The sequence below is a fragment of the Sphaerobacter sp. genome, assembly GCF_019683595.1.
GTDB lineage: Bacteria > Chloroflexota > Chloroflexia > Thermomicrobiales > Thermomicrobiaceae > Sphaerobacter.
Map to the genome: position 1 here is coordinate 1 of NZ_JADGHZ010000291.1, position 3,048 is coordinate 3,048.

Annotated in this window: 2 protein-coding genes; both read right to left on the reverse strand. The window is 67.0% G+C overall.

The genetic code is table 11. The features are described 5' to 3' along the window. Window positions 1-124: 124 nt before the first annotated feature. A complete protein-coding gene (locus tag IRZ30_RS16745) occupies window positions 125-1,870 on the reverse strand; it encodes an ABC transporter substrate-binding protein (RefSeq protein WP_294086824.1) in 1,746 nt (581 codons plus the stop codon). A gap of 16 nt (window positions 1,871-1,886) precedes the next feature. After that, the gene (locus IRZ30_RS16750; protein WP_294086825.1) at window positions 1,887-2,711 is read right to left on the reverse strand and encodes an IclR family transcriptional regulator; all 825 of its coding nucleotides are present in this window, start codon (window positions 2,709-2,711) and stop codon (window positions 1,887-1,889) included. Window positions 2,712-3,048: the final 337 nt, after the last annotated feature.

Consider the following 3,048-nt stretch of genomic DNA (forward strand, 5'->3'; position numbering starts at 1 on the left):
GGGGGGGTAGGTGAGGACCGCTTTGCCGCCGGGGGGGGGGCGGGGCTTGGGGCCGGGCGGCCGGGGACGGACGCCGGGTCGTGCGCCAGAAACGACCCGGCCAGGCCCCTCCGCAAGTGTCGCCCTACTCGACCCAGACCTTCTCCATCCAGGTCAGCGCGTCGCGGTAGCCCATCGCCGGGAGGTCCTTGGTGCGCGTGCTCATCGCCTGGATCTCTTCCGGGTAGTAGAGATAGACGACGGGCACATCCTCGGCGAGCTTCCGCTGCAGCTCGTGGTACAGCTCGATACGGCGCTGCTCGTCTGGCTCGCTCCGGGCCTTGACGATCAGGTCGTCGATCTCCGGGTTCTTGTAGGCCCACCAGTTCGAGGACGACTCGCTGTGGTAGTGGTCGTACAGATCCGCGTCGGGCGGGGTGATCCACCACTCCATGAGCAGGTCGTATTCGAGGTTGTGGTACATGTCGAGGTGCACGGGCCAGTCGACGATTTCCAGAGTGACCTGGATACCCAGCTTCTGGTACTCCTGCTGGGCGTAGGTGATCACCTGCTCCATGGCCGGGTAGCCCTTGGGGCCGTTGAACCGGATGGTGAGCTTCTCCCCCTGAGCGTTGGTCAGGATGCCGTCCGAGCCCTTCGTCCAGCCGGCCTCCTCCAGCAGGGCGGCCGCCCGCTCCGGATCATAGTCGTAGGTCGGGACGTCCGGGTTGTAGTACGGGCCAAGCAGCGGGTTGATCGGCCCGGTCGCCACCTTGCCATGACCCTTGAGCACCTGGTCGACGATTGCCTGCCGGTTGATGGCGTAGACCAGGGCCTGCCGCACGCGGACATCCTGCATCTTCGGGCTCGAATGGTTGATGGCGAAGAAGTAGTAGTTGACCTGCGGCACGTAGCGGATCTCGACGTTGTCGACCCCGCTGAGCGCGTCGATCTGCGCCGGCTCGATGACGGTGAAGTCGATCTCGCCCGAACGCACCTGCGCCACCCGCGCATTGCCATCAGGGATGATCTTGAAAATGATGCCGTCCAGCAGCGGGGCGCCCTCGAAGTAGTCGGGGTTCGCCTCGACCGCCAGGTGGCTGCCCTGGACGAACTCCTGGAACTTGAATGGGCCGGTCCCGATGGGCTTCCGCAGGAACTCGGCAGGCTCGTTGAGGTCCTGGCCCTCCAGCAGGTGCTTGGGCACGATCGGCTTGTTGTAGCCGAGCATGATCGGGAGCGACGCGAATGGGTACTTGAGGACGAACTTCACCGTCTGATCGTCGACGACCTCGGTGCTGTCGATCGAGCTGACCACCCCGCGACCGGAGGCGTTCACGTTCGGGTCGAGGACGGCATCCATGGTGAACTTGACGTCCTCGGCCGTCAGCGGCTGGCCGTCGTGCCAGGTCACACCCGACTTGAGCTTGAACGTGTACTCGGACAGGTCCGAGGCCGCCTCCCAGGACTCGGCCAGGTCGGGAACCACCTCGATGGCGTCACCCTCGAGCCGGTACTGGACCAGACAGTTGTAGATGGTCTTATTGACGAGAATGTCGGTCAGCGCGCCCGGGGCCGTGATCGGGTAGGCGGTCGGGTTTGCGGTGATCGCCATCCGCCAGACGCCACCCTTCTTGGCCTCGCCACCGCCGCTGCCGGGGGTGCCTTCCGCCGACGGCGTGCTGCCGGCGCCGCTCCCGCTGCTGCCGCTCCCGCTACTGCCGCCACTCGGCGCGGTCGTCGGACTCTCGGAGCCACCGCCGCAGGCCGCCAGGATTCCGGCCCCCGCGATGCCCAGGCTGCCGAGCGCGGCCATGCGGAGCACGCGCCGGCGCGACACCGGCGTTCCCCCGCGCCGCAACTCATCGACCACCCGTTCGATCTCCATCATCTCCCCCTGTTCCTAACTAACCAAGGGAACGCACACTCTGTGAGGCGCCGGACTGACCGAGTGCGTACTCGGCGAGGCGCCGCGAGATCTCTCGGCCGGCCCACAAGACCGCCTCGATCGTAGGCCCCTGCTGCTCGGGGCCGAGACGAAACGTCGGGGCGGCAATGCTGATACCGGCGATCACCTGACCGGTGTGATCGTGGACGGGCGCTGCGATGGAGCAGACGCCGGGGTCCAGCTCCTCGATGCTGACGACGTAGCCCTGCCGCCGGATCCGCTCCAACTCGGCGCGGAGGGCGTCAGGGTCTGTGATGGTCCGCTCGGTGTACCGCGGGAGCGGGGTGTGGTCGCGCAGGTAAGCCTCAATGCTCTCGGGCGGTGAGTACGCCAGGAGCAGTTTGGGCGACGACCCGGCGTGCAGCGCGAACCGGGCCCCGGCCCGCGCGGTGATGCGCAGCCGCTGCGCGCTCTCCCGCTTGTCGATGCAGATCGCATAGTGGTGATCCAGCCGTGTGGTCAGGACGACTGTCTCCCTGGTCCGCTCCGCCAACTGATCCAGCACCGGCGCCGCGATGTGCACCAGGCTTGTGCCATGCACAGCGACTGCCGCGAGATCGATCAGGCGTGGTCCGAGCCGGTACGCCTTTGTCTCCGGGTCCTGGACCACGAAGCCGGAGGGCATGAGCGTCTGCAGGATGCGGAACACCTGATTCTTGGTCAGGCCCGTCATCGCGCTCAAGTCCGTGACCCCGAAGCGGTGCGGCGGCTGGAGGAAGGCACAGAGGAGATCCGCGGCCCTGGCCACGCTCTCGATCCGGTACTTAGTGGCGGTTGTCAGCACCTACGACCCCGTGTGTTTTATTCTGCATAACACGGTTATAATTATGGCTGGAGTATAGAGAGTTCGATGCCGGGCTGTCAAGTACCCGGCTCGCGACAGCGGCGCTGAAAGCGAGCTCCTTCGTGTGATCCCGAGCGGAGCAGGAGGCGGCGACTCACCGCGCCCGGCGCAGCGACGGATGACCGCAGCGCGAGCGTGGGGGCGGGGAGAGGAAATGCGTTCGTCAATGTTCGTAGGCGGGCTGAGACGAACGCCGTCACTCAGGCGGAACGGAGTCCACGGGTCGGGGGGGGGGCCCCCGCGGGCGCGCACCCCCGCCCCCCCCCCCCCCCCCCCC